Origin of the sequence: Leisingera sp. ANG1, from assembly GCF_000203975.2 — a bacterium.
Classification (GTDB): Bacteria; Pseudomonadota; Alphaproteobacteria; order Rhodobacterales; family Rhodobacteraceae; genus Leisingera.
Genome location: NZ_AFCF02000008.1, coordinates 189,747 through 216,494, shown reverse-complemented (window position 1 = coordinate 216,494; position 26,748 = coordinate 189,747). Strand labels below are relative to the sequence as shown.

At 62.9% G+C, this 26,748-nt stretch carries 29 protein-coding genes and 4 tRNA genes; 16 read left to right on the top strand and 17 right to left on the bottom strand.

The window, feature by feature from the left end; all coding sequences use genetic code 11:
* Position 1: 1 nt before the first annotated feature.
* The 8 genes from GC1_RS13735 (at position 2) to GC1_RS13700 (ending at position 8,356) form a co-directional block, all read left to right on the top strand.
* Positions 2–616, top strand: a complete 615-nt coding sequence (locus tag GC1_RS13735; RefSeq protein ID WP_019294651.1) for a pimeloyl-ACP methyl esterase BioG family protein — start codon at positions 2–4, stop codon at positions 614–616.
* Entirely contained in the window at positions 616–1,407 is a 792-nt protein-coding gene (locus tag GC1_RS13730; RefSeq protein WP_019294650.1) for a methyltransferase domain-containing protein, read from the top strand. Before GC1_RS13735 ends, GC1_RS13730 begins: the two co-directional genes overlap by 1 nt.
* Before the next feature lie 162 nt (positions 1,408–1,569).
* Positions 1,570–2,538 carry an ABC transporter substrate-binding protein gene (locus GC1_RS13725; protein ID WP_019294649.1) on the top strand — a complete coding sequence of 323 codons (969 nt, stop codon included), beginning with the start codon at positions 1,570–1,572 and terminating at the stop codon, positions 2,536–2,538.
* Between the two features lie 386 nt (positions 2,539–2,924).
* Positions 2,925–3,890: an ABC transporter substrate-binding protein gene (locus tag GC1_RS13720; RefSeq protein ID WP_019294648.1), complete on the top strand. Its 966-nt coding sequence runs from the start codon at positions 2,925–2,927 to the stop codon at positions 3,888–3,890.
* 10 nt (positions 3,891–3,900) lie between these two features.
* On the top strand, positions 3,901–4,953 hold the full coding sequence (locus tag GC1_RS13715) for a quaternary amine ABC transporter ATP-binding protein (protein WP_019294647.1): 1,053 nt from the start codon (positions 3,901–3,903) through the stop codon (positions 4,951–4,953).
* Positions 4,953–6,989, top strand: a complete 2,037-nt coding sequence (locus GC1_RS13710) for an ABC transporter permease (protein WP_019294646.1) — start codon at positions 4,953–4,955, stop codon at positions 6,987–6,989. Before GC1_RS13715 ends, GC1_RS13710 begins: the two co-directional genes overlap by 1 nt.
* 123 nt (positions 6,990–7,112) lie before the next feature.
* The gene (locus GC1_RS13705; protein WP_019294645.1) at positions 7,113–7,775 is read left to right on the top strand and encodes an NnrU family protein; all 663 of its coding nucleotides are present in this window, start codon (positions 7,113–7,115) and stop codon (positions 7,773–7,775) included.
* Between the two features lie 62 nt (positions 7,776–7,837).
* Positions 7,838–8,356 carry a DUF2478 domain-containing protein gene (locus GC1_RS13700; RefSeq protein WP_019294644.1) on the top strand — a complete coding sequence of 173 codons (519 nt, stop codon included), beginning with the start codon at positions 7,838–7,840 and terminating at the stop codon, positions 8,354–8,356.
* Between the two features lie 131 nt (positions 8,357–8,487).
* On the opposite strand, the gene GC1_RS22480 is transcribed toward GC1_RS13700, so the two are convergent.
* Positions 8,488–8,571, bottom strand: a tRNA-Tyr gene (locus GC1_RS22480).
* Positions 8,572–8,691: 120 nt separating this feature from the next.
* Here GC1_RS22480 and rlmB point away from each other — a divergent pair.
* The 3 genes from rlmB to GC1_RS13685 all read left to right on the top strand — a co-directional run bounded on the left by rlmB (position 8,692) and on the right by GC1_RS13685 (position 10,701).
* Complete coding sequence (rlmB, locus tag GC1_RS13695; protein ID WP_019294643.1) at positions 8,692–9,468, top strand: 23S rRNA (guanosine(2251)-2'-O)-methyltransferase RlmB; 777 nt, start codon at positions 8,692–8,694, stop codon at positions 9,466–9,468.
* Positions 9,469–9,574: 106 nt separating this feature from the next.
* Positions 9,575–10,024 (top strand): YHS domain-containing (seleno)protein, encoded by a 450-nt coding sequence (locus GC1_RS13690; protein ID WP_237754596.1) that lies wholly within the window; start codon positions 9,575–9,577, stop codon positions 10,022–10,024.
* Between the two features lie 206 nt (positions 10,025–10,230).
* The gene (locus GC1_RS13685; RefSeq protein WP_019294641.1) at positions 10,231–10,701 is read left to right on the top strand and encodes a CoA-binding protein; all 471 of its coding nucleotides are present in this window, start codon (positions 10,231–10,233) and stop codon (positions 10,699–10,701) included.
* Between the two features lie 229 nt (positions 10,702–10,930).
* Here GC1_RS13685 and GC1_RS13680 read toward each other — a convergent pair whose 3' ends face one another.
* Positions 10,931–11,248: a phosphoribosyl-ATP diphosphatase gene (locus GC1_RS13680; RefSeq protein ID WP_019294640.1), complete on the bottom strand. Its 318-nt coding sequence runs from the start codon at positions 11,246–11,248 to the stop codon at positions 10,931–10,933.
* An 11-nt stretch (positions 11,249–11,259) separates the two neighbouring features.
* Positions 11,260–12,021, bottom strand: coding sequence for an imidazole glycerol phosphate synthase subunit HisF (hisF, locus tag GC1_RS13675; RefSeq protein WP_019294639.1), 762 nt, complete (start codon positions 12,019–12,021; stop codon positions 11,260–11,262).
* Positions 12,022–12,236: 215 nt separating this feature from the next.
* On the opposite strand from hisF, the gene GC1_RS13670 reads away from it, so the two are divergent.
* Positions 12,237–12,683 (top strand): DUF302 domain-containing protein, encoded by a 447-nt coding sequence (locus GC1_RS13670; protein WP_019294638.1) that lies wholly within the window; start codon positions 12,237–12,239, stop codon positions 12,681–12,683.
* A 2-nt stretch (positions 12,684–12,685) separates the two neighbouring features.
* Here the strand turns inward: GC1_RS13670 and GC1_RS13665 are convergent, their stop codons facing one another.
* Positions 12,686–12,973 (bottom strand): hypothetical protein, encoded by a 288-nt coding sequence (locus GC1_RS13665; protein WP_019294637.1) that lies wholly within the window; start codon positions 12,971–12,973, stop codon positions 12,686–12,688.
* A 25-nt stretch (positions 12,974–12,998) separates the two neighbouring features.
* Entirely contained in the window at positions 12,999–13,721 is a 723-nt protein-coding gene (gene hisA, locus GC1_RS13660) for a 1-(5-phosphoribosyl)-5-[(5-phosphoribosylamino)methylideneamino]imidazole-4-carboxamide isomerase (RefSeq protein WP_019294636.1), read from the bottom strand.
* A gap of 135 nt (positions 13,722–13,856) precedes the next feature.
* Here hisA and GC1_RS13655 point away from each other — a divergent pair, with 135 nt between their 5' ends.
* Entirely contained in the window at positions 13,857–14,243 is a 387-nt protein-coding gene (locus GC1_RS13655) for a DUF2147 domain-containing protein (RefSeq protein WP_019294635.1), read from the top strand.
* A 17-nt stretch (positions 14,244–14,260) separates the two neighbouring features.
* Here the strand turns inward: GC1_RS13655 and GC1_RS13650 are convergent, their stop codons facing one another.
* Positions 14,261–14,512 (bottom strand): WGR domain-containing protein, encoded by a 252-nt coding sequence (locus GC1_RS13650; RefSeq protein ID WP_019294634.1) that lies wholly within the window; start codon positions 14,510–14,512, stop codon positions 14,261–14,263.
* 107 nt (positions 14,513–14,619) lie between these two features.
* On the bottom strand, positions 14,620–15,156 hold the full coding sequence (locus GC1_RS13645) for a peroxiredoxin-like family protein (protein WP_019294633.1): 537 nt from the start codon (positions 15,154–15,156) through the stop codon (positions 14,620–14,622).
* A gap of 103 nt (positions 15,157–15,259) precedes the next feature.
* Between GC1_RS13645 and GC1_RS13640 the strand changes: the two genes are divergently transcribed.
* Complete coding sequence (locus GC1_RS13640; RefSeq protein ID WP_029204648.1) at positions 15,260–15,991, top strand: AraC family transcriptional regulator; 732 nt, start codon at positions 15,260–15,262, stop codon at positions 15,989–15,991.
* Positions 15,992–16,056: 65 nt separating this feature from the next.
* Here GC1_RS13640 and hisH read toward each other — a convergent pair whose 3' ends face one another.
* Both hisH and hisB read right to left on the bottom strand, forming a co-directional pair.
* The gene (gene hisH, locus GC1_RS13635) at positions 16,057–16,695 is read right to left on the bottom strand and encodes an imidazole glycerol phosphate synthase subunit HisH (RefSeq protein ID WP_019294631.1); all 639 of its coding nucleotides are present in this window, start codon (positions 16,693–16,695) and stop codon (positions 16,057–16,059) included.
* Positions 16,696–17,283, bottom strand: a complete 588-nt coding sequence (gene hisB, locus GC1_RS13630; RefSeq protein ID WP_029204647.1) for an imidazoleglycerol-phosphate dehydratase HisB — start codon at positions 17,281–17,283, stop codon at positions 16,696–16,698. It abuts the gene before it with no gap.
* A gap of 192 nt (positions 17,284–17,475) precedes the next feature.
* Here hisB and GC1_RS13625 point away from each other — a divergent pair, with 192 nt between their 5' ends.
* Complete coding sequence (locus tag GC1_RS13625; protein WP_019294629.1) at positions 17,476–17,715, top strand: Lrp/AsnC family transcriptional regulator; 240 nt, start codon at positions 17,476–17,478, stop codon at positions 17,713–17,715.
* Between the two features lie 371 nt (positions 17,716–18,086).
* Here GC1_RS13625 and GC1_RS13620 read toward each other — a convergent pair whose 3' ends face one another.
* From GC1_RS13620 to GC1_RS13590, 7 genes are all read right to left on the bottom strand, one after another.
* Entirely contained in the window at positions 18,087–19,439 is a 1,353-nt protein-coding gene (locus GC1_RS13620; protein ID WP_019294628.1) for an aminotransferase, read from the bottom strand.
* 152 nt (positions 19,440–19,591) lie between these two features.
* A tRNA-Gly gene (locus tag GC1_RS13615) sits at positions 19,592–19,666 on the bottom strand.
* A 144-nt stretch (positions 19,667–19,810) separates the two neighbouring features.
* Positions 19,811–19,885: transfer RNA gene (locus tag GC1_RS13610), tRNA-Gly, on the bottom strand.
* Positions 19,886–19,975: 90 nt separating this feature from the next.
* Complete coding sequence (locus GC1_RS13605) at positions 19,976–20,389, bottom strand: very short patch repair endonuclease (RefSeq protein ID WP_019297437.1); 414 nt, start codon at positions 20,387–20,389, stop codon at positions 19,976–19,978.
* Positions 20,374–21,276: a NaeI family type II restriction endonuclease gene (locus GC1_RS13600; RefSeq protein ID WP_019297438.1), complete on the bottom strand. Its 903-nt coding sequence runs from the start codon at positions 21,274–21,276 to the stop codon at positions 20,374–20,376. Before GC1_RS13600 ends, GC1_RS13605 begins: the two co-directional genes overlap by 16 nt.
* A 48-nt stretch (positions 21,277–21,324) precedes the next feature.
* On the bottom strand, positions 21,325–22,284 hold the full coding sequence (locus GC1_RS13595; protein ID WP_019297439.1) for a DNA cytosine methyltransferase: 960 nt from the start codon (positions 22,282–22,284) through the stop codon (positions 21,325–21,327).
* Between the two features lie 143 nt (positions 22,285–22,427).
* Positions 22,428–22,502: transfer RNA gene (locus GC1_RS13590), tRNA-Gly, on the bottom strand.
* A gap of 119 nt (positions 22,503–22,621) precedes the next feature.
* Here GC1_RS13590 and GC1_RS13585 point away from each other — a divergent pair.
* Entirely contained in the window at positions 22,622–22,843 is a 222-nt protein-coding gene (locus GC1_RS13585) for a hypothetical protein (RefSeq protein ID WP_019298321.1), read from the top strand.
* Positions 22,844–23,056: 213 nt separating this feature from the next.
* On the opposite strand, the gene GC1_RS13580 is transcribed toward GC1_RS13585, so the two are convergent.
* Positions 23,057–26,500 carry a pyruvate carboxylase gene (locus tag GC1_RS13580; protein ID WP_029205049.1) on the bottom strand — a complete coding sequence of 1,148 codons (3,444 nt, stop codon included), beginning with the start codon at positions 26,498–26,500 and terminating at the stop codon, positions 23,057–23,059.
* Positions 26,501–26,748: the final 248 nt, after the last annotated feature.

The following is a 26,748-nucleotide window of genomic DNA, read 5'->3' as shown; positions in this document are numbered from 1 at the left end:
CATGGAGTTCCGCTGGCTCAAACAGATCCAGGCAGCCGAGGCCATCGTGGTTTTCGGCGGCTGGGCTGTGGGGCCGGAGGTGTTCTGGCACCTGGATGGCCCCCAGGACATCCTGTTTGCCAGCGGGTACACCGATCTGGATGCAGAGCTGCCGGACCTTTCCGGCTATGAGCGGGTCAGCCTGCTGGCCTGGTCGTTTGGCGTGGCTGCCTATGCGCATTGGCAGCAGGGGCGTCCGGACCCGTTCAGCCGCAAGACGGCAGTGAACGGCAGCCTGCAGCCGGTGAACCGCGGGGCGGGCATACCGCCGGCCGTGTTCCGCCGCACTGTGGAAACCCTGAGCCTTGACAGCTATCAGCAATTCCTAGGCCGGGTGTTTGGCGCCCGGCAGGACGCCGAAGCTCTGGATGTGGAAGCGCGCCGGGCAGAACTGCTGGCGGTGGAGCGCCGCGGGGACGCGCCTCAAATGCGCTTTGACAAGGTCTGGATTTGCTCCGGCGACAAGATTTTTCCGCCAGCCAATCTGGCGCGTGCCTGGGCGGGGCAGAACGTTGCGAACCTGGACGCGCCGCATGCGCCATTTGACCGGTTTGCGCAGTGGGAGGCGCTGTTCTGATGAAAGACATGCAGCCCCAGCATCCGGATCAGTCACGTGTGCGGAAAAGCTTCCGGCGCGGGCTGGAGAGTTATCACGACGCCGCATCGGTACAGGCGGAAACTGCCCGCCAATTGGCCCGGATGCTGCAGGATCAGGCGGGGGCGCGGCGCTTCGGCAGTGTTCTCGAGTTCGGCTGCGGAACCGGCCATTTGACGCGGCAGCTTATGCAGCGGTTCCGGGCGGACCGTTTGATCCTCAATGACCTTGTGCCGGAGGCGGGACAGGTGTTGCAGGCACTGGATGAGGAGACCCGGCTGAACGCCAGGTTCGAGGCCGGTCCGGTGGAGAGCTTGCCGCTGCCGTATCAGCTGGATTTGATCGCTTCTGCCTCGACCGTGCAGTGGATACCTGACTTGCCGGCGCTGCTTTCCCGGCTGGCAATGCAACTGAAACCCGGCGGCTGGCTGGCGCTATCGGGTTTCGGCCGCAGCCAGTTCCGCGAGCTGGCAGCGTTGGGGTCCGCCGCCGCTGCACCCAGTTACCTTGATGCGGATGAATGGTGCTCGGTGCTGCCGGATGGTTTGGAAGTCCAGCAAATCGCCCAGCATCCCTCCGTTCTGGAGTTCGGCTCTGCGGTAGAGCTGCTGAAGCATCTGCGCCAGACCGGGGTGAACGGCAATGCTCAGCAGGGGTGGAGCCGCAGGAAACTGTGTTCGTTCGAGGATGACTACCGCGAGCGGTTTGGCCGGGGCTGCAAGCTGCCGCTGACCTATGATCCGGTGCTTCTGGTTGCCCGTCGTGCTGGCTGATCCGGGCGGATGCTTGAAGCAAGTTTTAGGCTTTTTCCTATTCAAAGGCGCAGCTGTTCCCGCAAGCCGTTAATCTTTGTCAACTCCCGCCTGATATGCCGGTCCGCGGAGCTGCGCTGAGGCGCGGCGCGTGGGACGACTGGCAGAACGGGAGTTACGCCAATGAAAATCAATGTGATTGCCGCAGCTTTTGCGGCACTGGCGGCTACGGGGGCCGCCGAAGCTGCAGATATGGGGGATATGGGAACTCCGATCCGGCTGTCGCTGAACAACTGGACCGGCCAGCACCTGTCGACTTATATCGCTGGCGGACTGCTGGAGGAGGCGGGCTATACCGTCGAATATGCCGAGGCGGACCAGAGCAACCTGTACGGTGAAATCGCCGACGGCGATATGCATGCAATGGTGGAGGTCTGGACCAGCAGCGATCCTGCTGAGTACTTCGATCTGGTGGATGCGGGCCGTCTGGAGAACCTGGGCGACATGGGGCTGGATGCGCGCAACGGCGTGGTGTTCCCGCCCTACGTGGCGCAGATGTGTCCTGGGCTGCCCAATTGGGAGGCGCTGCGCGACTGCGCAGGCATCTTCTCAGAGGACGGCAAGGGCAAACGTGGCATTTACTTGGCCTACCCGGAATCCTGGGGTTCGCCCGGTGCTGACCGGATCCGCGCGCTGGAATTGCCGTTTGACGTGGTCGCGGCTGAGTCGGAGGCGGCGATGATCGAAGCCTTCCAGGCGGCTTATCGCGAGAAACGCCCGGTGATCTCCACCTTCTGGGCGCCGCATTGGGCAATGTCTTCGTATGCGCTGCAGTTTGTGCGCCTGCCCAAGCCGGAGCCCGCCTGCTACACAGACCCGTCCTGGGGGCCGAACCCCAAGGCCACTGGCGACTGCGATTTTTACCGCGGCGGCGTGGTCAAGGCGAGCTGGCCGGGGTTTAAGGAGCGCTGGCCTGCCGCCTATGAGATCTTGAAGAACTACCAGCTGAGCATCTGGGACCAGCAACCATTGATCGGGCTGGTGGATGTCCGCGGCGAAACCCCGCAGGGTGCGGCCCGCGGCTGGCTGGCGGTGAACCGGGCCAAATGGATGCCCATTGTCGAGGAGGCGACGGGCAAGGGCCGTTCCTGAGCCGGGCTGCTCTTAACTGCTAAAAAAAAAGACAGCGCTCCCGCGATGCGGGGGCGCTCGTCCCGTTTCATCGCATCCGGCTTGCGGTCTGAAGAGCCCCCGGGCTAAGTCCAGCGGGCACGCCGGTTGATTCCGGAACTTGTGTGTTTGCACAAAAACTTAAACCGTCAATCAAAATTTTTTGCCATTTGCGTCGCATTTGCTCGACAAGCGGTCGTAATATGTTCCAATACTTGCATTATCCCCGGCCACACTTGGGGCATCGGCGTCTGCAAGTAACAGAACGGCCGGCCAAAAGGCTGGCCAGGCGCCATGAACCGCCGGGTTCCAATGACGCGCCAAGCCGGACAACCGGCGGCGCAACAACAATGACAGGGAGTAGAAGGATGAACTTCAAGGGATTTGCGCTGGCGCTGGGCGCCGCAACAATGACGGTTGCCGCGGGCATCGCCTCCGCCGCCGAGCTGGGCGACACCAGCAAGCCGATCAAGCTGGCGGTGAACGAATGGACCGGCCAGCATGTGACCACCCACATCGCGGGCGAGATGCTCAAGGCTGCGGGCTATGATGTGGAATATGTCTCTGCTGGGATGATGAACCAGTTCCAGGCGATTGCAGATGGCGACATCCATGCGACGCTGGAAATCTGGTCCTCCAATGTCTCCGATGAATACGCCAAGAAGGTCGAAGAAGGCACCGTCGTCGAGCTGGGTGACCTGGAGCTGAACGCCCGCGAAGGCATTGCCTATCCGGCGCATGTGGCCGAGATCTGCCCCGGCCTGCCGGCCTGGGAGGCGCTGAAGGACTGTGCCGCGCAATTCGCCACCGCCGAAACCCTGCCCGAAGGCCGCCTGGTTGACTATCCGGCAGATTGGGGCACCCCGGGGGCCGATCGCATGACCGGCCTGGCGCTGCCGTTCAAGGCCGTGCCTGCGGGTTCCGAGGCAGCGTTGATCGTCGAGCTGCGTGCCGCGACCGAACGCAAGACGCCGCTCCTGATCACCTTCTGGCAGCCGCATTGGGCGATGTCGGCATATGACGTGAAATTCGTCGATCTGCCGCCGGGCGAGGACGCCTGCTTCTCCGATCCGGCCTGGGGCCCGAACCCGGATGCTGTCAACGACTGCGACTTCTCACCCTCGCGCATCTTCAAGGCCGCCTGGTCCGGCACCGCGGAAACCTGGCCCGCGGCGTTTGAGATCCTGTCGAACTACACCCTGGCCGTGGAAGACCAGCAGCCGATGATGGGCGCGGTCGACGTGGATGGCGGCAAGGTCGAAGAGGTGGTTGCCGAATGGATGGCCGCCAATGAGGACAAGTGGCGCCCGGTTGTCGACGCCGCCATTAACTGAGCTGACCCAAGTGAGCGGCTCTGAGACGCCAGCCATCACCTGCCGGAATGTCTGGCAGGTGTTTGGCAACAATGCAGACAGCGCCTTGAAGGAGGCGCTGTCGCGGCACGAAACACCCGAAGCTGCTGCGCAGGACTTGCGCGGCAAGGGGCTGATCCCCGCCGTGCAGGACGCTTCCTTTGACGTGAAGGAGGGGGAGCTGTTTGTGATCATGGGGTTGTCGGGTTCTGGTAAGTCGACCCTGATCCGATGCATCTCGCATTTGCTGCACGCCACCGGCGGCGAGATCCGCATCGACGGCGAAAACATCGTCGAGGCCAGCCCCAAGCGGCTGATCGAGCTGCGCCGCAAGAAGCTGGGCATGGTGTTCCAGCATTTCGGCCTGTTCCCGCATATGACCGTGGCCGAAAACGTCGCCTACCCGCTGCGGGTGCAGGGGGTGAAGAAGAAGCAGCGCCTTGCCAAGGCGCAGGAGGTGATCGAACTCGTTGGCCTTGGCGGGCGTGAAAAGAACTTCCCGCGTGAACTCTCCGGCGGTCAGCGCCAGCGCGTCGGCATCGCCCGTTCTCTGGTGGCCGATTGCTCGGTCTGGTTCCTGGATGAGCCGTTCTCGGCGCTGGACCCGCTGATCAGGCGGCAGTTGCAGGATGAGTTCCTGGAAATCCAGGCCAAACTTAGGACCACCATCGTTTTCATTACCCACGACATCAACGAGGCGCTGAAGCTGGCTGACCGGATCGCCATCATGCGCGACGGCAAGGTGGTGCAGATCGGCACCCCCGCCGACATCGTGCTGCGTCCGGTCGATGACTATGTGCGCGAATTCTCCAAGGATGTGGCCAAAGGCCAGCATGCGCATGTGTCCTCGGTGATGCAGCCCGGCGAACACCATGTCTACGGCGCCGACGATCCCGGCCTGCGCCAGGACATGACGCTGGATGCAGCCCTTGCGCGCTGCATGGAGCTGTACGAACCGGTGCCGGTCCGCACGGATGACGGCAAGCTGGTCGGCGTGGTGAACCCTGCTGACCTCGCTGCCGCGCTGCAGGTGGAGCAGGGGTGATGGCGTCTCTCTCAAAAGGCTCGGTTGCGGCGCTGATCGCAGCTGTTGTGGGTGCCTTGTGCCTTCTCTTGGAAAGCAGCCTGCCTTGGCTGGTCAAGTTTCCCGCCGCCTGGGTGCTGCCCGCCACCGGCTGGGTTGGGGCCTTCATGGAGTGGTTCCTGGCGCTGATCAAACCAACGGCACGGGCCTTCTCTGCGCTGATGTTCTACCCGATGGAAGCCGCGAATTACGTGCTGAGCCATACGCCCTGGCCGCTGGTCATCTGCGCCACCACGGCGCTGGCTTGGACCCTGGGCGGCGTGCGGATGGCGCTGATGGCGGTGGTGGGCCTCGGCTTTGTGCTCGCTTCCGGCTACTGGCCCGAAAGCATGAACACCCTGGCGCTGGTTGCTGTCTCGGTGCCGTTGGCGCTGATCATCGGCGGCGGTATAGGCATCCTTGCCAATGAATACCCCCGCATCCGCCAACCGGTGCAGGCGGTGCTCGACATCATGCAGACGGTGCCGACCTTTGCTTACCTGACGCCGCTGCTGGTGCTGTTCGGTTTTGGCCCTGTGGTGGGTCTCATCGCCTCTGCCATCTACGCAGCGCCGCCGATGGCGCGCAATGTGCTCCTTGGCCTCGAACGGGTGGAGCCGGAGATCAAGGAAGCTGCGATCATGGCCGGCGGCACCCGCCTGCAGCAGCTGTTCCAGTGCGAGATCCCTTCGGCCGGGCAGCAGATCATGGTTGGTGTCAACCAGTGCCTGATGGCGGCGCTGTCGATGGTGATCATCGCCGCCGTGATCGGCGGCTTTGACGACATCGGCTGGGAGGTCCTCTTGACCATGCGCAAGGCCCAGTTCGGGCAGAGCCTGCTGGCAGGCCTGGTGATCGTGATCTTCGCGATCCTGATCGACCGGATGAGCGGCACCCTGACCCAGGACCGGCGCGACAGGCATGACCCGCGCGTTGCCTGGGGCATCCTGGCGCTGGGCGTCCTGGTCAGCGCGGCCTTCTGGGGCAGCGTTCAGCAGCCCGGCAACTACGGCTTGTTCAACCCGGTGGCGGACAGTGTCGACCGGGGGCTGTCGTCCTTTACCAGCGCCAATGCGGAGTTCCTGACCGCGCTCAAGAACAACGTGCTGTTCTATGTGCTGCTGCCGATGCGGATCGGGCTGGACCAGGCGGTTCTGCCCTTCACTTGGGGTTTTGCCTGGACCCCGGCGATGAGTGCGGCGCTGTTTGCGGCGGGTGCCGCTGCAGGCGTAGTCTTTGCACTGCGCGGACAGGTAGCGCTCGGTATCATGCTGCTGATTGCTGCCGGAATGCTCGAAACAGGCATTTCGCAGCTGCCTTGGCCCTTTGTGCTGGTGGGTGCCGGCGCGCTGGCCTGGGTTGCAGGCGGCCGCAATTTGGCCGTCCTGACTGTGGTTCTGCTGGGCACCATCCTGCTGTCCGGCCTGTGGGAGCGGGCGCTGCTGTCGCTCTACCTTTCTGGCGCTGCAGTCTTTGCCTGCGCGGTGATGGGCGGCGCCATCGGTCTGGCCTCTGCGGTCTCACCCGGTGTCTGGCGTGTGGTGCGCCCGGTCTGCGACATGCTGCAGACCATTCCGTTGTTCGTGTTCCTGATCCCGGTGCTGATGGTGTTCCAGATCGGCGAATTCTCCGCCTTCCTGGCGATCATCGCCTATGCCATCGTGCCGATGATCCGCTACACGCGGCACGGGCTGGTCTCCACTCCGGAGGAGATGATCGAGGCTGCGACCGCCTCCGGCGCCACCACATGGCAGATGCTCAAGGACATCCGCGCGCCCTATGCGGCGCCGTCGATCCTGCTTGGCCTCAATCAGACCATCCTCTATGCCTTTGCGATGCTGGTCATTGCGGCCTTGATCGGCACCACCGGCCTCGGCCAGTCGATCTATTTGGCGCTCGGGCAGGCGGATGTGGGGCTGGGCATCTCTGCAGGCGCGGCGATGGCGATCCTCGCCCTGATCGCCGACCGCATGGTGCAAGGTTTTGCTGAGGAGCGGCGTAAGGCGTTGGGTCTGTAACGGCCCAAGAAGCCAATAGAAAGGGCGCCCAAGCGGCGCCCTTTTTTGATCTGGGGCAACGTTTTATACTGCCAGCCCGCCTATAGCTGCACAGAAGACTGATCTATATCCGGAGAGACCCTGATGGGCTGGCTTGAATTCACCGCCGCGCTGTTGCTGTTCCTGGCCAGCCATGCCATCCCCGTGCGCCCGCCGGTGCGGCCCTGGCTGGTCAGCCGCCTCGGCCTGCGCGTCTATATCATCGCCTACAGCCTGCTGTCGCTGATGATCCTCGCTTGGCTGGTCGCCGCCGCCGCTCGCGCGCCTTTTGTTGGCGTTTTGCCCTATTGGGAGGGCTTCCGCTGGGTGCCGCTCTTGGTGATGCCGCTGGCCTGCCTGCTGGCTGTGGGTGGCATGATGCGGCAGAACCCCTTCAGCTTTGGCGGGCTTGGCATCAAGCCCTTTGATCCGGCAGCCCCCGGTATCTTGGCTGTAAGCCGCCATCCGCTCCTGGCGGCGATGGCGCTTTGGGCCGGGGCGCACCTGCTGGCAAACGGCGACCTGGCGCATGTGATCCTGTTCGGCCTCTTTGCGGGCTTTGCCTGGATGGGTATGGCGCTGATCGACAAGCGCAAGCAGCGTCAAATGGGGCAGGGGGAATGGCGCCGCCTCAGCCGCGATACCGCACGGCTGAACCTGCTGCGGATGCGCCCAAAGGCTAGTGAAGCCGCGCTGGCCGCTGCGGTGTTCCTGGCGCTTTTGCTGCTGCACGCCCCTGTCATCGGCTACAACCCGCTGCCCTGGTAGGGGTTGACCCCGGCGCCCGCATGACCACCTATGAAACGACACGAGACTGGAGAATAAGACCGATGCACCTGGCCTATGTGATGACCGAAGAACGCGGTGCCACGGACCGCTTGCTGAGCGAGCTGGCCGAACGGCTGCAGGCCAAGGGGATCCGCCTGGCCGGCATCGTGCAGACCAATGTGGAATGCTACGACAAGGAGCTGTGCGACATGGATGTGCGGGTGCTGCCCGCAGGCGAGACCATCCGCATTTCGCAATCCCTTGGCGCTGGCGCCCGCGGCTGCCGCCTGAACCCGGAGGCGCTGGAACAGGCGGTCGGGCAGGTCTCTGCCACCCTGCAGACGGACCCGGCACCGCAGCTGATGATCGTCAACAAATTCGGCAAGCATGAAGCCGACGGGCGCGGCATGCGGCCCATCATCGGCGAGGCGCTGGCGCTGGGCATCCCGGTTATTTCCGGTGTCAACAAGATGAACGTGGAGCCGTTCCAGGCGTTTGCCGACGGCATGGCGGTCGCGGCAGGCCCGGATCTGGATGCACTGGCCGAATGGGCAGAACAGGCCGTGGCCGAAACTGCCTGAGTGGCGGATTCTCTATTCAAATCAAAGTAAAGGCCTGCGAAGCTCACGCGGGCTTTTTGCTGTGCGCACAGCGCGCGGCCTGTCCAGCCTGCTGCTGAACCACCATCGTCATTTCTGAAATAGAGAGAAGATGGTGGGCGACCCTGGAATCGAACCAGGCGTGCGTCTCCGCGAGGGAGTTACAGTCCCCTGCCACACCTTGCGGCCTGTCGCCCACTGTCAGTTGCTTGTTGCACCTGATGTGGAGGCGTGATTACAAGCAGGCCAAAGGGGCGTCAACCGGAAAAACGCAAGTTTTTCGCGTGCCTCGAAATTTCTTTCTGCCGGAGAGCAAAATGTCCAAGAAACCCAAATGGGTCGTCGAAAAAGAACAGTCCAAGAAGGCCGCCGCGGCAGAAACCGTATGGCTGTTCGGGCTGCATGCGGTGCGCGATGCGCTGCTCAATCCCAAGCGTGAAAAATTGCGGCTGATGGTGACCATGAACGCGCAGGCGAAACTGGCAGATGCCATTTCTGACTCCGGCATCGAGGCAGAGGTCATCGACCCGCGAAAGTTCAACCCGCCAATCGACCCGCAGTCGGTGCACCAGGGGGCGGCGCTAGAAGTGAAATCCTTGAATTGGGGCGGGCTGGCAGAGAACTGCATTGGCCGTGAAGCGCCCCGCGTGCTGCTGCTGGACCGGGTCACCGACCCGCACAACGTCGGCGCCATTCTGCGCTCTGCCGAGGTGCTGGGCGCCAGCGCGGTCATTGGCACCCGCCACCATTCGGCACCGGAAACCGGCGCGCTGGCCAAAACAGCCAGCGGCGCGCTGGAGCGCCAGCCTTATCTGCGGATGCGCAACCTCGCCGACACCATCACCGAACTGCAGAATATGGGCTTTGTCGTGCTGGGTCTGGATGGCGAGGCGGAGCAGACCATCGAAACCGCGCTGGCGGGTAAGCAGCACCTGCCGGTGGCGCTGGTGCTAGGGGCCGAAGGGCCGGGCCTGCGCCAGAAGACCAAGGAAACCGTCGATGGCCTGGTCAAGATCGACGCTGCGGGCGGTTTTGGATCGCTCAATGTCTCCAACGCAGCCGCCATCGCCCTTTACGCCTCCATCGCCCGCTGACGCGACCCGCGTCACACCCTGTTCACATCTGCGTATGCTGCCTTTGCAAAGCGCGGCCTGTGCGGCAGACTCGCAGGGTTGCTGCAAGTAGTGAATGGAGTGCAATGTGATCCTGCGTCTGGTCCTGATGGCTGCCGCGGTGCTGTTCTTGTCCATGCCGGATACGGTGCGGGCCGAACCAGCGGTGTTTTCCTCCCGCTCAGGGGTGGCCATTGGCGGATATGATGCGGTTGCCTTCTTTGAACGCGGCGCGGCTGAGCAGGGGCGGCGCAGCCATGCTGTAATGTGGAAGGGAGTCGTCTGGCGCTTTGCCTCCTCCCGCAACCAGGCGCTGTTTGAGGCCAACCCGCGCGCCTATGCCCCCGCCTTTGGCGGCTACTGCGCCTATGCCATGTCCAGGGGGCAGCTGCACGAAGGCAATCCGCAGCTGTGGGCGATCGTTGATGGAGACCTGTATCTGCTGAATAACAGGCGGGTGCTCGTTCTGTGGCAGGCAGATACCGCCCAGATGATTGCCGCCGGGCACATCCACTGGCCTGCAATCCTGCGAAAATAGCTTGTCACCTCACAATTGCGTGACAGCCCCTTTTATTTTTCAATGTGTGACCCATATTCAATACAGACTGCGGAGTGGAACCACCGCAGATCTTTTTCACTGTCCCTCGTTCCATACCTAGCGCCCGGTTCTTCCGGGCGCTTTTTTGTTTGCTCAGCTCCGAATCCGGCTTTGCGGCGGGTGGCACCGCAGCTAGGGTACGCGGTATGACAGATTACAGCGATGAGCATCTCAAGAAGGTCCTGCAGCGTGCCAAGACAGTGGCCGTGGTGGGCGTGTCGATGAACCCGGTGCGTCCCAGCTACTATGTGGCGCGCTATCTGGGCCTCAAGGGCTACCGTGTGATTCCGGTGAACCCCGGCCATGCCGGCAAGATGCTGTTTGGAGAGGCGGTACGGTCCAGCCTTTCGGATATTGATCTGCCTGTGGACATGGTCGACATCTTCCGCCGCTCAGAGGCAGTGCCGCCCATTGTCGATGAGGCGCTGGAGGCCTTTCCCAAGCTGCAGACCATTTGGATGCAGATCGGGGTTGAACACACAGAGGCCGCCGCCAAGGCCGAGGCGCGCGGCGTCACCGTGATCCAGAACCGCTGCCCCAAAATCGAATACCAGCGCCTGTTTGGTGAGCTGCGCATGGGTGGCTTTGCCACCGGGATCATTTCCTCGAAACTCTGACGGCTGGCGCGGGGCAAGGCGCTCCCGCCCGCTGCTGCCGTCCTGCCGGACAGCCTTCGCGGTTGGGCCCGGCGCCGCTGCGCGGCGCAAAGGATTTGCTGAGAAGCCCTTGAGGGGCAGGTTTGCCCTCAAGGGCGTTGCTGATTGTGGTTTTAAAGGCGCGTCAAGGACAAGCCGCGCGTGCCGCGCGGAGGCTGCGCCTCCCTTGACCCGCCGCCGGACCCGTTTGTCAGTCCTTGGGGCGGCTGGCCTTCTCGGCAATGCCGCTGAGACCTTGCCGCTCGGCCAGCACCTGCAGCACGTCGTCCAGCGCCACATCACGGGCGGCCAGCATCACCAGGAAATGATACAGAACATCGGCACCTTCGGACGCGAGCCCTGCCTTGTTATCCTTCGCCGCCTCGATGATCGCCTCAATGGCTTCCTCGCCGAATTTCTCGGCGCATTTCTCCGGCCCTTTGGCCAGCAGCTTGGCCGTCCAGCTGGTCTCCGGGTCGGTGCCCTTGCGGGACAGGATGGTGGCTTCGAGATCGTGCAGCAGGCTCATCACATGCCCCTTCAGTTCAACCGCATCGGGATGCCGGCGGCGGCCATGTGGTCCTTGGCTTCCTGAATGGTGTATTCGCCGAAGTGGAAGATCGAGGCCGCCAGCACCGCGCTGGCGCCTCCCTTGGTCACGCCTTCTACGAGGTGATCCAGGTTGCCGACGCCGCCCGAGGCGATCACCGGCACGTCCACCGCATCGGAAATCGCCTTTGTCAGCGGCAGATTGAAACCGGACTTGGTGCCGTCGCGGTCCATCGAGGTCAGCAGGATTTCACCGGCGCCTTTGGCTGTCACCAGCCTGGCAAATTCCACCGCGTCGATGCCGGTGGGCTTGCGGCCGCCGTGGGTGAAAATCTCCCAGCGGCCCGGCTCCACCGTCTTGGCATCAATGGCGCAGACAATGCACTGGCTGCCGAACTGGTCTGCGGCTTCGGCAATCACGTCCGGGTTTGCCACTGCGGCCGAGTTGAAAGAGACCTTGTCAGCACCCGCCAGCAGCAGCGCGCGCACATCTTCCTTGGTCCTGACGCCGCCGCCCACGGTAAGCGGCACGAAACACTGCTCGGCGGTGCGCTGGACCATGTCGAACATGGTGCCTCGGTTTTCATGGGTTGCGTGAATATCCAGAAAGCAGATCTCATCCGCGCCCGCCGCATCATAGGCCTTGGCGCATTCCACCGGGTCGCCCGCATCACGCAGGCCGACAAAGTTGACGCCCTTGACCACGCGCCCGTCAGCGACGTCGAGACAGGGGATGATGCGGGTTTTCAGCATGGATCGTGCCTTTCAAGCTGCTTGCCCCGTGGGTACGAAATGACTGCCGTAAGCGCAACAAATATAGCGGGGGATGCGCGTTTTGGTCCTGACTGTCGGCGGAGGAAGCATCCGCGTGGAACCGCCGGAACGGGCTGGTCTCGCAGATTTGAGTTGCCTGCCCGGCCTGCCTGCCCGGATCATGGATGGACGCCGTGACATTTGGAGACTTCGTTATGACAAAATCCCTTGTTCTTGCAGGCGCCGTTGCGCTCGCCTCTGCACTCCCCGCCGCCGCTGAACTGGTGACTGTGCAAAGCCAGAAATCCGTCGGTGAAACCATGGATGCGCTGCAGGCCGCGGTGGAGGGTGCGGGCGCGACTGTCTTTGCCCGGGTGGACCATGCCGCAGGAGCGCAGAATGCAGCACTGGAGCTGAGCCCGTCCCAGCTCCTGATCTTCGGCAATCCGAAACTCGGCACTCCGGCGATGCAGGCAGACATGCGGGCGGGGCTCTACCTGCCGCTCAAGGTGCTGGCGTATGAGGATGGGGACGGCCAGGTCTGGCTGACTTATCAGGATCCAGGCGAAATGCTCTCTGGCCTCGACATCCCGGCTGACGCGGCGTTTATCGCCAAGATGCAGGGCGCCTTGGGCAAGCTGACCGCAAAAGCAGCCGAGTAGCCTCAGCGCCGCGCTGCCAGATAGCGTGACAGCGCAATCGCCAGCCCCCACAGCAGCCCGGCCCCCATGGAGACCGGGCCAAAAATCAGCGGCCCCCAGGCGGCAAGGACCCCCATGGTATAGGCGGTCTCACCCAGGTCCTGGCCCAGCACCACGCAGGGGTTGGCAAACCCTTCGTGAATTTCGCAATCAAAGCCAAACCCCAGCAGCATCACAAAGGCAATGCACAAGAGCCACAGGACAATCGGCCCAATGGTCAGGATGGCCAGAACTCGGCGGACAAGGCGCATGGGTTTTCCCTTCGCCAGTAAGGTGTCAGGCTTTCAGAACCGCCAGCGCCTCTTTCAGGTCAATGGCGCCATCATAGAGCGCCCGGCCTGAAATCGCACCATTGAGAGGCGCGCCGCAGGATTTCAGCGCTCTGAGGTCATCCAGCGATGACACGCCGCCGGAGGCAATCACCGGAATGCTGACCGCATTGGCCAGATCGGCGGTGGCTTCCACATTCGGGCCCTTCATCGCACCGTCGCGCAGGATGTCGGTATAGATGATCGCGGCAACGCCCGCGTCCTCAAAGGATTTGGCGAGGTCGGTGACCATCACGTCGGTCTCCTCGGCCCAGCCCTTGGTTGCGACCTTGCCGTTGCGGGCATCGATGCCAACAGCAACCTTGCCGGGGAACTCCCGCGCAGCCTCGCGCACCAGCTCCGGGTTCTCCACCGCCACGGTGCCCAGGATGACCCGGGCCAGGCCCTTGCTGATCCAGCGCTCGATGGTCGCCATGTCGCGGATGCCGCCGCCCAGCTGTGCGGGCACCTTGGTCTGCTTCAGGATCTCCTCCACCGGTGCCGCATTCACCGGCTCGCCAGCAAAGGCGCCGTTCAGGTCCACCAGATGCAGCCACTCGCAACCCGCCTCGACAAACTCCAGCGCCTGCGCGGCGGGGTTGTCATTGAACACAGTGGTCTTGTCCATCTCGCCATGCAGCAGGCGCACGGCCTGGCCGTCTTTGAGGTCAATCGCGGGGTAGAGGATCATCCGGGCGGTCCTTCGTGAAATCAAGCTGGCGGTGTTTTGCACAACGTAAGGGCAGATTGCAACGCGACCCGAAGTCAACCTTGCCTCAAAGACGGCATCAGGGACAGGCTGCCTGAAAAACAGGGAGGAAATGGAATGAAACATCTTCTGGCAGGCATTGCTGTCGCCTTGGGACTGGCAGGCGCCGCAGCGGCGGACCCGGTTCTGGGCGTCTGGAAGACGGAAGCAGATGACGGCTCCTATGCTCATATCCAGATGGCGAAATGCGGCGCAGCGGTCTGCGGCAAGATCGCCCGTACCTTCAACAGCGAAGGCGAGTACAAATCTCCGAACATCGGCAAGACGCTGGTGATCGACATGGTGCCGAACGGCGACGGCTCCTATGAGGGCAAGGTATGGCGCCCGTCCAACGACAAGATCTACACCGGCAAGATGGATCTGTCGGGCAGCTCTCTGGCCTTGCGCGGCTGCGTCGCGGGCGGGCTGATCTGCTCCAAGCAAACCTGGACCCGGGTCCAGTAAGCACCTGAAGGCTGCCGCTACAGCAGCCCCAGCTGCACCGGGATCGGCGCATAGCCGCGTTTCAGCTGCCGGTCCCGGAAGCGCTCGAATACTGCTTGCGCCTCGGCCTGCGCCGCGAAATAGGTCCGCTTCTGTACGCCGCCCGGAGCATTCAGAGGCCCCGAGACACGCTCAACACACCAGTCGCCGAACAGCGTCGGCGTCAGGCTCAGCAAGCAATACCGGTGCTTGCCTTCGGCGTGGTCGTATTTCTCGAAACGGATGTGCAAGGGGGCTGCCGCAGTGACAAGAGGTCCGCCCCGTATGCCTCGAAGCGGACCCCTTGTCTATTGTTCAATCCGGCGAATTGCACCGGCCCCGGCGGCAGCTGTGACGCTTACACCTCACCTGTGTATTCGCCGCGCGCCGGGTAGTTGTTGGGGATGGCAAAATCCAGCGCCGCCACCAGCTCGGCGAAATGCGGGCGCACAAACGGCATCGTTTGCACAGACCCGTAATAGAGCGTCTGCTCCGGCGTCACCATGAACAGGCCGGGCTCGGAGAACAGCGCCGGCTCCTCGATCCCGATCGAGGTCTTGCCGCGCGAGGTTGAGATATAAAGCCCCCATTCCTTGGCCACGGACAGCGGCAGGTCATAGCCGAACCGCAGTTCCTTGGCCTCGATCTTGTCGGCCATCGCGCGGGTGCGCTCCTCGCCGTCGGAGCTGATCGCGATGCAGTTGACGCCGCGCTCGGCAAAGGCGGCAACCTTCTTCTCGAATTCCTTCAGATAGGTGGCGCAGATCGGGCAGTGCAGACCGCGGTAGAAACAGATCACGGTGCCGCGCTCGGCCGTTTCCGAGGACAGGTCAAACTGGCCGTGGTCCAGCGTCGGCAGGGTCAGGTCCGGGGTCTTCTGGCGGGGGATCAGCATGTGATTGGTCCTTGTGAGCGGTGTGAGTGGTGGTGCTTGCCTGAATGTATTGCGCAGTTTAATGTCCGGAAAATCCGAAAAACATGATGGAAACACCGAAAGCATGGACCGCCTCACGACTTTAATGGACCGTTTTCAGCTCGCCGTGCAGGCCGCCGTCCCGGGCCGCGCCAACCTGATCGCCCTGGCAAACGCGGCAGGAGAGCCTGTGCGGATCCTCTACCGCACCCGCAGCCCGCTGTCGGAGCCTGCTCCGGGTGCGGTCATGTGGGCGGCGCGGGTGGAATGGTCGGGGCAAAGCAACCCGTTCCTGGCCGCCCTGCCGCCGGTGGTGGAGTATGACGTGTCCGGCAATGCCGAGGCGCAGGGGCTGGTTAGGCTGATGCGGGACGAGGCAGAGGGCCAGCACTGCGGCGCGCAATCGGTGATCAACCGGCTGGGCGAGGTTCTGATGGTGCGCCTGTTGCGCAACCAGATCCAGAAAGGCGCGACAGAGCCGGGGCTGCTGGCGGGCCTCGCCGATCCGCGCCTCAGCCGCGCCATCGTGGCGATGCATGATCACCCCGGCAGGCTCTGGACCAATGCCGATCTGGCGCAGGAGGCGGGGTTGTCGCTGTCGCGCTTTGCGGAACTCTTCGCGGCAGAGGTGGGCGAAACCCCGATCGGCTACCTGCGCCGCTGGCGGCTGATCCTGGCGCACCAGGACCTTGCGCGCGGCGATAGGGTGGAGGCGGTGGCACGCCGCTATGCCTATACCAGCCCCGAGGGCTTTACCCGCGCCTTCCGCAAGGCCTATGGCGTCGCGCCGGTTTCGCTGAGGACGGCTGCTGCATAGCGCCCCTAACTTCACCTTTGCTCTAATACTCCCGCCGGAGGCAACGGCGCATCAGCGCCGTCCCCTTACGGTTTCCAGGTCAGGAAGTTGCCGATCATCCGCAGGCCGGTGGTCTGGCTTTTCTCCGGGTGGAACTGCATTCCCACCATCGTGTCGCGGCCGATGACCGCGGTCACGTCGCCGGCGTAATCCACATGCGCCAGCCGTTCCGCCGGGTTCGCCACCCGGAAATGGTAGGAATGCACGAAATAAACGTGATCACCGCTCTGGATGCCGTCAAACACCGGGTGGGAGTGATCGATTACCAGATCGTTCCAGCCCATATGCGGCACCTTCAGGGAGGCATCCGCGGGCGTGATCTTCACCACATCACCACCAACCCAGCCGAGGCCCGGTGTCTCCTGATACTCATGCCCGGTGGTCGCCATCAGCTGCATGCCGACGCAGATACCCAGGAACGGACGGCCCTTCTGCTCCACCGCCTCGACCAGAGCGTCATAGATGCCCTTGTGGCCGCGCAGTTCAGCCGCGCAGGCAGGGAAGGCGCCATCGCCGGGCAGCACCAGCCGGTCGGCGCGGGCCACCACATCGGCATCAGAGGTTACCACGACCTCTCCCGCATCCGTCTCCCGCGCCATGCGCTGGAACGCCTTCTCGGCCGAGTGCAGGTTGCCGGACTCGTAATCGATAATTGCGGTCAGCATTTACAGCGCACCCTTGGTCGACGGAATCGCATCCGCCTTGCGCGGATCGGTCTCCACCGCCAGCCGCAGCGCGCGGGCCACTGCCTTGAAGCCCGCCTCGGCGATGTGGTGGCTGTTGAATCCGTGGATCTGGTCGATATGCAGGGTGATGCCGCCGTGGGTGCTGAGCGCCTGGAAAAACTCGCGCACCAGCTCGGTGTCAAAGGTGCCGATTTTCTGGGTCGGCAGCTCCACATTCCAGATCAGGAAGGGGCGCGCCGACAGGTCCAGCGCACAGCGCACTTGGGCGTCATCCATCGGCAGGTGGCACTCGCCGTAACGGCGGATGCCTTTCTTGTCCCCCAGCGCTTGCACCAGCGCCTGACCCAGCGCGATGCCGGTGTCCTCCACCGTGTGGTGGTCGTCGATGTGGTAATCGCCCTTGGCGCGAATGGTCATGTCGATCAGCGAATGACGCGCCAGCTGGTCCAGCATGTGGTCGAAAAAGCCAACCCCGGTCTGGTTGTCGTAAACCCCGGTGCCGTCGAGGTTGATCTCGACAGAGATTTCGGTCTCCGCGGTCTTGCGGGTCACTTTGGCGGTACGCATCAGCGGCTTATCCTTCGTCATGCTGCAAGAACTTCAATTCTGCCTGGGCGCTTATAGGGCGGGCAGGGGGCATGGCTCAAGTGCGGCATTGTGCAAGGGGGGCAACCTGTTGCAGCAATCCCGGTCTCTTGCGCCCGCCTGCGCCGCGTGCGAGCTTGGGCGAAAATCCGTGACCATTCAAAAGGGCCGCCCATGTCCACCTGCGTCTTTGTCCAGATCCGCTGCAAACCCGGCACCACTTACAAGGTGGCCGAGGAGATTGCCCTGCGCGAAATCCATTCGGAGCTTTACTCCACCAGCGGCAATTTCGACCTGCTGATGAAGCTCTACATCCCCTCGGGGGAGGACGTCGGCAAATACATAAACGACCAGCTGTTGCAGATCGACGGGATCGAACGGTCGCTGACCACCATGACCTACAAGGTGTTCTGAAAGGTCAAAGAAAGCCCCCCGCAGCTGCCCGGGCTGCGAGGGGCATTGAGGGTCCCCGGTCCCCAACGGAACTCGTGACCGGAACAGGTGCCCGGTCTGCTGTCAGCAGGCTGAGATTCGGCGCAGAGCGCTTAAGCGGTCACAAAACGGACCCTTGCAGTGGTATCTCTGGCAGATGGACCGGCAATGCCGGTGCGGCGTGTCATAATTAAAATCTCGGTCTGAAACAAACTGTGTGAAGTGTAGCGGATTTGAGCAGAAAAATCGACCCGCTTGACGAGGGGTGATTAACCTCTTGCGCAGCAGACACTTAACGGAAAACGCCCCGGACAGGCCGGGGCGTCTCACGGAAATTTGTCAGGTCGCTGGCTTCAGCCTGCAATCAGCCCCTGCGCCTTCAGCTCCTCATAGGCGCTGTCGACCGCGGTTTTCATCCGCACCAGCATGTCATTGACCTCTTCCTTGGTAATAATGATCGGCGGGCACAGCGCCAGCGCGTTGCCAGCCACCGCCCGCAGGATCAGCCCGTTTTCCTGGCAGGCCTTCTGCGCGGCGGCGCCTGCGGCCCCTTTGTCAAAGCTGGCGCCGGTGGTCTTGTTCGACACCAGCTCCAGCGCCGCAATCAAGCCCTTGCCGCGAACTTCGCCGACCAGCGGATGATCAGTGAAAACCTCGCGCAACTGCGCCTGCATATAGGCACCCACTTCGGCGGCGTGCTCGAACAGGTTGTCACGCTCATAGATTTCAAGCGTCTTCAGCGCCGCAGCGCAGGCCGCCGGGTGGCCCGAGTAGGTGTAGCCGTGGCCGAAGACGCCGACCTCATTGGTCTGGTCGATCATCGCCTCGTACATGTAACCGGGAATGACCGAGGCGGAGATCGGGAAATAGGCAGAGCTCAGCTGCTTGGCGAATGTCATCAAGTCCGGCTTGATGCCCATGGTGGTGCAGCCGAAATCGGCGCCGGTCCGGCCAAAGCCGCAGATCACCTCATCGGCCCAGACTAGAATGCCATGCTTGCGCAACAGCGCCTGCAGCTTCTCGTAATAGCCTTCCGGCGGCACGATCACGCCGGACGCGCCAGTGATCGGCTCGACAATCATCGCTGCGATGGTGTCGGGGTCCTCGGCCAGGATCTGCTCTTCCAGGTTATGGATGATCCGGTCGACAAACTGCTCCTCGGTCTCATTGCCCTGGCGACCGGTGTAATAATGCGGCGCGTCAGAACGCAGAATGTGCAGCGCTTCCAGCGGCGCATCGAAATGCGCCAGATTCGCGGGCAGGGAGGTCAGCGAGCCCGCCGCGACGGTCACCCCGTGATAGCCGCGCTCGCGGGTGATGATCTTGCGCTTCTCCGGCTTGCCGATGGCGTTGAAGTAATAGCGCAGCATCTTGTAGTGGGTGTCATTGGCGTCCGAACCCGAGTTGCCAAAGAAGATATAGGCATCCTCCACCGGCACCATCGCCTTCAGTTTCTCGGCCAGCTCCATGATCGGCTTGTGGGTCTTGCCGCCGAATGTGTGGGTGAACGGCAGCTTGTGCAGCTGCTCGGTGATCGCGTCCATCACCTCAGTATTGCTGTAGCCCAGCGAGGTGCACCACAGGCCTGCCAGCCCTTCGATGTATTTGTTACCGTCCGTGTCATAGACATGGATGCCTTCGCCGCGGTCCAGGCACAGCTGTTCGGTCGCGGTGAAATTGGTGGTGGGGTAGATGACTGGGGCCATGGCCAAACTCCTGCGATGATCTGCCCGTGAGCATTGTTTGGCAGTAGCATTGGCCTGTTTTTCAGCCCGCGTCAAAGGAATTTGATCAAATTTCACAAGGGCGCTAGAAAAAGCGAAAGGCCGCCCTGGAAGGCGGCCTTTTCGTTTCCCGATGGAGCGGGCGATGAGATTCGAACTCACGACCCTTACCTTGGCAAGGTAATGCTCTACCCCTGAGCTACGCCCGCGCTGCCATCCGGTGACGCGGTGAATAGGAAATCCGCGCGCAACCCGCAAGCGGAAAATGAAAGGATGGTGAAGAAAATGCCGCCGATGCCGCGGCGCAGAAAAGCGAAAGGCCGCCCCGGAGGACGGCCTTTTCGGCTTTCGAATGGAGCGGGCGATGAGATTCGAACTCACGACCCTTACCTTGGCAAGGTAATGCTCTACCCCTGAGCTACGCCCGCGCTGCCATTCGGTGAGGCGGTGTTTAGGGATTTCCCAAACGGGCCGCAAGTGGAAAATTCCGAAACCTGGCAAGTATCTGTGGATAAGCATTATTCTTCCGTTTTAAGGAACTGCGTGAGGCGTTTTTCCAAGGCAGCAAGATCCTTGCTCTCGCATTCCCAGATGGTCAGCACCTGCCAGCCTGCCGCCTGCAGCGCGGCCAGATGCTCCGCGTCACGTTCCGCATTGCGCAGCAGCTTGGGTTCCCAATAGTCGCGGCGCGTTGCCGGGATGCGCCCGTCGCGGCAGTCATGCAGATGCCAGAAGCAGCCATGCACAAAGATCACCTTGCAGCGCGGCCCGAACACCAGATCTGGCTTGCCCGGCAGGTCTTTGCGGTGCAGGCGGTATCGGATGCCCATCCCATGCACCATCCGCCGCACCAGCATTTCCGGCTTGGTGTTCTTGGCGCGGATCTTGGCCATATTGGCGCTGCGCCGTTCCGGTGTCAGCTTGTCGGCCACGCGATGGGATGCCCTGATTGTCCGGCCAGGCGGGCATGGTACTCCGTTTCAATCCGGCAGGAAATGAATTCGCTGGCCGCACAGGGCGGCAGATCCAGCGCCTTGATCAGCTGGGCATCCTTGCGCCCCTCCAGCACCACAATCTGCTCCCGCCCCAGAATGTCGCGGGTGCCATGGCCGCCGTCGGCGCGGATGCGGCGCATGAAATCCTTCTGCTGCGCCACCGCCTCCACCGCAGCGCGGGGAATCGGGCGGCGCTGCATCAGCCGGAACAGTGTGGCCATGCGGGCGTTGCCTGTGTCGCAGCCAAATATCTCCTCGACTGCATCCGCATCTGCAGTGCGCCAGAAGTTGGCGGGGTAGGGGTGGTCCTTCAGCAGCCATTGGATGTGCTTGAACCCTTCGGCAGAAATGGTGCGCTTAGCATCCTTGTTCTGGCCTGCGGTCAGATACTCGGGCCGCGCCACGATCAGCCCCAGATAACAGCGCGCCCGCGCCTCGTCCGCGGCCACCAGCAGGCAGGCGCTGCCCACCGCTTCAGTTGGGATCATCCAGTTGCTGCCCATGGTGTGCTTGATGTCCACGTCATGGCCCAGGATCACGGTATCCAGCCGTCCCTTCCGCAGGCCCAGCAGCGCCCGCAGTTCAATCTCCACCCGGGTGCCGATGTATGTCTTCTCGGTCTTCTCCAGCTCTTCGTAGGACCGCCGCCCGGTCTTGGGCGTCATGATCACATCGTCGATGCAGTCGCGCAGCATGAAGGCCACGTCATGCTCAAGTGCCAGCAACCCGCCGGCGCGCTGGGTGATCTCCATCTCAAGGTGGAGCAGAACGTTGAAATCCTGGTGGTCGAAATCAACAAGGCTGTCGGGAATGTTCTGTTTCATGGCTGCTGCTGTCCAACGATCCGCAAGACAGTGGGGGTAGGAAACGGATTACGCCCGCACGGCATGCAGCTTCGGCTTGGCAATCGCCGCCTTCAACTCCCGCGCCACCGCCTCTGCCACCGGCGGCGGGAAGGCGTTGCCCACCTGGCGGTAGGCATTGGTCTTGGCGCCGGTGAAATGCCATGAGTCCGGAAACCCCTGGATACGCGCGACCATCCGCACCGTCAGACGCGGCATGTCGTTGTGGAAGGGATCCGGCGCCTCATTCGCAATGGTGCGTCCTTCAACCCCCAGCGCCGCCCAGGCGCGCCGCGCGCGGGTCGGACCCAGATCGGGCCCCCCGTGTTTCTTGGAGCCGCCCACGATGGTCGGCGCAATCTCATCCGCCTTGGCAGCCCAGTCATCCGCCCCGCGCCAGCCGCGCTCCTTCATCAGGTCCACTAGGGTTGCGCCCACGGTCGGCGGATTGTGCGGCAGCGGCTCAGGCCAGTTGAACTGGCTGGCAAATTCCTTGCGCAGGGCAACAATTGCCACCCGTGGCCGCAGCTGCGGCACGCCGAAATCGGAGGCATTGAGCAAGCGCCAGTCGGTTTCATAGCCCAGTTTCGAGAGCTGTTTCTTCAGCTTTTCGCGGTAGTCATGAAACACCGCATCCAGAAAGCCGCGCACGTTTTCAATCATCACCGCGCGAGGGCGGGTGGCATCGACGATCTCAATCGCATCATCGAACAGGTTGCGCTCGTCCTTCTCGCCCAGCTGCTTGCCCGCGACCGAAAACGGCGGGCAGGGCAGGCCGCCGGCCAACAGGTCGATGCCTTTGTAGTCGCCCGCGACGTCCTTGAACTTGCGCACGTCCTCTTCCAGCACGTTCCACGCGGGGCGGTTGTGGCGCAGGGTGGCGCAGCAGTGCTTGTCGATCTCAACCAGCGCCGTGTGGTCAAAGCCCGCCGCCTCGAGACCGAGGGCCTGGCCGCCCGCACCTGCGCATAGTTCTACCGATGTCAGCATTCTGCTCTGCCCGCCCGTTTCTGTTCTCGCTCTGTTCCTAAGCGGTAAAGCGATTCCGCACAAGGTTTTCTGCACCCGGCCAGACTATGCGGAAATGCCGAAAAGCGAAAGGCCGCCCTAAGGGCGGCCTGTCCGTTTCCCGATGGAGCGGGCGATGAGATTCGAACTCACGACCCTTACCTTGGCAAGGTAATGCTCTACCCCTGAGCTACGCCCGCGCTGCCATCCGGTGAGCGGTGAAATAGGGTCTCGGGGGCTAAGCTGCAAGAGGAAAATCGGCAATGGAAGAAAAAAATCTGCATCGGCAGCGACGGAAAGCCAAAGGACGTGCGTTTGATTGGCGAAGAAGAAGATTTTCAGGGAGATTGAGCCCATGCCGTGCAAGGATTACCTGCGGATCGCCAGCTTGGCGGCCGCGATTGCCCTGGGGCTATTTGTGCACAGTGATCATCACTTCAGCACACCTCAGGCGGACAGCTGGGCGGGGCAGTTCGAGGCGGTTAAGCCAGTGCAGGTTGAAACCATGACCCTGCCGGCTCCAGCCGCCTTAAAGGCCTGACAGCGAAGCAATCCGTTTCCCGGCGCGGGAAACGGCCAAAATCCTGCGAGGATTTTCGGCTGCCGGCGACGCCGGTTTTCCGCGCCGGTAAATTGGCCGGAATTCGCGCCGAATTCCGCCTCCTGAAAACGCGCCGAATTCCGCCTCCTGAAAAAAAGAAAAGGGCGCCCCGCCATCCGGCGGGACGCCCTCTGTTGAGTTCAGCCTTGCAGCTTATTCCAGCTCGACCAGCAGGTCCTTGGCGTCAATCTGGCCGCCGGCCTGAACATGCACCGCCTTCACCACCGCGTCGCGCTCGGCGTGGATGCCGGTCTCCATCTTCATCGCTTCGATGGTCAGCAGCATATCACCTTCATGCACTTGCTGGCCCACCTGAACCGCGACAGATGCCACAACACCGGGCATCGGTGCGCCGACGTGGTTCGGGTTGCCCGCTTCCGCCTTGGGGTTGGCCTGGGTTGAGGCCTTCACCAGACGGTTCGGCACCCGGATCACCCGCGGCTGGCCGTTCAGCTCGAAGAAGACCTTCACTTCGCCCTTCTCGTCGGTTTCGGAAATCGCCTGCAGGCGGATTTCCAGGGTCTTGCCCGGATCAATCTCGGCGGTGATCTCCTCGCCCGGCTCCATGCCATAGAAGAAGGTCTTGGTCGGCAGGGTGCGCACCGGGCCGTACTGGCGGTGGCGGCCCATGTAGTCGAGGAACACCTTGGGGTACATCAGGTAGCCGTTCAGGTCCTCGTCATCGACGGTGAAGCCTTCCAGCTGCTTGGAGAGATCCGCACGGACCGCCTCCAGGTCAACCGGCTCCAGATGCGCGCCGGGGCGCTCGGTGTTGGGCGCTTCGCCCTTCAGCACCTTGGCGACGATGCCGTCCGGGAAGCCGCCCGGGGGCTGGCCCAGGTTGCCGCGCATCATGTCGACGACCGAGTCGGGGAAGGCCACGTCGGTCTTGGGATCCTCGACCTCATCACGGGTCAGGCCCTGGGAGACCATCATCAGCGCCATGTCGCCAACCACCTTGGACGACGGAGTCACCTTCACGATATCGCCGAACATCTGGTTCACGTCAGCATAGGTCTGCGCCACGTCGGCCCATTTCTCTTCCAGACCCAAGGAGCGCGCCTGCGCCTTCAGGTTGGTGAACTGGCCGCCCGGCATCTCGTGCAGGTACACTTCCGAAGCCGGGGCTGCGAGGCCGCTTTCAAACGCCGCATACTGCGCCCGCACCTGTTCCCAGTAGCCGGAGATCTCGCGCACTTTGGCAATGTCGATGCCGGTGTCGCGGTCGGTGTTGCGCAGGGCCTCGACTATCGAACCCAGGCAGGGCTGCGAGGTGCCGCCGGAGAAGGCGTCCATCGCCGCATCCACCGCATCCACGCCGGCATCCGCCGCCGCCAGGATGGTGGCACCGGCCACGCCGGAGGTGTCGTGGGTGTGGAAGTGGACCGGCAGGCCGACCTCTTCCTTCAGCGCCTTGACCAGCTGGCGGGCCGCGGCGGGTTTCAACAGGCCCGCCATGTCCTTCAGGCCCAGGATGTGGGCACCGGCGGCCTCCATCTCCTTCGCCATGCCGACATAATACTTGAGGTCGTACTTGGCGCGGTTCGGATCCAGGATATCGCCGGTGTAGCAGATGGTGCCTTCGCAGACCTTGCCGCTCTCGACCACTGCATCCATCGCAACGCGCATGTTCTCGACCCAGTTCAGCGAGTCGAAGACGCGGAACACGTCGACGCCGGTCTCCGCCGCCTGGCGCACGAACTCCTGCACCACATTGTCCGGATAGTTGGTGTAGCCGACGCCGTTGGACGCGCGCAGCAGCATCTGGGTCATCAGGTTCGGCATCCGCTCGCGCAGGTCGCGCAGGCGCTGCCAGGGACATTCCTGCAAAAAGCGGTAGGCCACGTCAAAGGTCGCACCGCCCCAGCATTCAACCGAGAACAGCTGGTTCAGGTGCTGCGCATAGGCCGGCGCCACCTTGATCATGTCGATCGAGCGCATCCGGGTCGCCAGCAGCGACTGGTGGCCGTCGCGCATGGTGGTGTCGGTCAGCAGCAGCTGGCGCTGCGCCTTCATCCAGTCGGCCACGGCCTGCGCGCCTTTCTGCTCCAGCAGATTGCGGGTGCCATAAGGCAGGTTGCCCACATCCGCCTTCGGTGCGCGCGGCTCCTTCAGGTCGGCAGCGGGGGCCGCCCGGCCTTCTGTCTCCGGGTGGCCGTTCACGGAGATATCCGCGATATAAGTCAGCACCTTGGTGCCGCGGTCGCGCCGTTTCTTGAATTGGAACAGGTCCGGCGTTTCGTCGATGAACTTGGTGGTGTATTCATTCGACAGGAAGGTCGGGTGCTTCAGCAGGTTCTCGACAAAGGCGATGTTGGTGCTGACACCACGCACCCGGAATTCGCGCAACGCGCGGTCCATGCGGGCAATCGCCTTTTCCGGGGTCGGTGCCCAGGCGGTCACTTTGGTCAGCAGCGAGTCATAATAGCGGGTGATCACGCCGCCCGCATATGCGGTGCCGCCGTCCAGGCGGATGCCCATGCCGGTGGCGGAACGGTAGGCGGTGATGCGGCCGTAGTCCGGGATGAAGTTGTTCAGCGGATCTTCGGTGGTGACGCGGGTCTGCAGCGCGTGGCCATTCAGGCGGATGTCGCCCTGGCTGGCCTTGCCGGTTGCCTCAGCAATGGTCTTGCCTTCGGCGATCAGGATCTGCGCCTGCACGATGTCGATGCCGGTGACCTCTTCAGTCACGGTATGCTCCACCTGCACCCGCGGGTTCACCTCGATGAAGTAGAACTTGCCGTCGTTCATATCCATCAGGAATTCGACGGTGCCCGCGCATTCATAGTTCACATGCTGGCAGATCTTGCGGCCCAGGTCGCACAGCTCGGCGCGCTGTTCTTCGCTCAGGTACGGGGCAGGGGCGCGCTCAACCACTTTCTGGTTGCGGCGCTGCACCGAGCAGTCGCGTTCATAGAGGTGGTAGATCTCACCGTGCTTGTCGCCCAGAATCTGCACCTCGACGTGGCGGGCGCGGGTGATCATCTTTTCCAGGTAGCCCTCGCCGTTGCCAAAGGCGGCTTCCGCCTCGCGGCGGCCTTCCAGCACCTTTTCTTCCAGCTCTTTCTCGGCGTGGATCGGACGCATGCCGCGGCCGCCGCCGCCCCAGGAGGCCTTCAGCATCAAGGGATAGCCGATTTCGGCCGCTTCCTTGCGGATCGCGTCCATGTCGTCGCCCAGCACCTCGGTTGCCGGAATGACCGGCACGCCGGCCGCAATCGCCACCTTGCGGGCCGAGGCCTTGTCACCCAGCGCGCGCATGGTTTCGGCCTTGGGGCCGATAAAGGTGATGCCGTTGCGGGCGCAGGCGTCCACGAACTCCGGGTTTTCCGACAGCAGGCCGTAGCCGGGGTGGATCGCGTCAGCGCCGCTTTCCTTGGCAACGCGGATGATCTCGTCGATCGACAGGTACGCCGCAACCGGCCCCATGCCTTCGCCGATCCGGTAGGCTTCGTCCGCTTTGAACCGGTGCAGGCCGAGCTTGTCCTCCTCGGCATAGACGGCGACGGTGCGTTTGCCCATTTCGTTGGCGGCGCGCATCACGCGGATCGCGATCTCGCCACGGTTGGCAATCAGGATTTTTTTGAAGTCGGTCATGTCACCCTCGGGGTCCGTGCAAGTTGGTGCAGTGTTAGGCGGATATTATCGAACCGCACAACAGTAGTTCTGGGTATTTCCGGCATGATTGCGCTCTCAAGCGGCTTGTCCTTTCCTTTCTGGCCTCGTTTTTGGGGGTTCCTGACTTTGCAATTTACCGCATTGCTCGGCGCTAACATTTGCAGATTCTGCAGAAATTCTGCACATGCAGCATGATTTTGTAACTTTTTTTGTTGCGGTGCAGCGCA